The sequence below is a fragment of the Psychrobacter sp. genome, from assembly GCF_036731945.1.
Lineage (GTDB): Bacteria > Pseudomonadota > Gammaproteobacteria > Pseudomonadales > Moraxellaceae > Psychrobacter.
This window is the reverse complement of the sequence record NZ_DAINDI010000036.1, coordinates 17,574-17,928: the sequence shown is the minus strand read 5'-3', so window position 1 is coordinate 17,928 and position 355 is coordinate 17,574. Positions and strand designations below refer to the sequence as shown.

Annotated in this window: 1 pseudogene; it reads left to right on the top strand. The window is 43.1% G+C overall.

The annotated features are described in order from the left end of the window. Positions 1–207 (top strand): annotated as a pseudogene (locus V7D75_RS08765) (CvpA family protein); the annotation flags it as partial. Positions 208–355 lie beyond the last annotated feature (148 nt).

The following is a 355-nucleotide window of genomic DNA, read 5'->3' as shown; positions in this document are numbered from 1 at the left end:
GATAAAATGGCGGGCGGGGTACTTGGTGCGGCAAAAAACGTGCTTATGGTCTTGGTGGTGCTTAGCGTCAGCGCGCCATTATTGGTGCAAATGCCGCAGTGGGAAACCTCGGTACTCGCTCCTGAATTGCTGCCTTATGCGCCCATGGGTAAAGAGCTGGTCTCAGATATGTTTGGGATGGCATGGGATCAGGTCAATCAGTCTTAAATTTTATAGATTCAAAGGCATGCTAAGCACTTAAAAAAAGCTATTCAAGCGCCTTTAATATTCGTAAAATACACCTCTATTTATCATCATTAACTTGTCTTATGGATAATCAACCTTATCTATTGTCCGTAAGACGTTATTCTTAGCA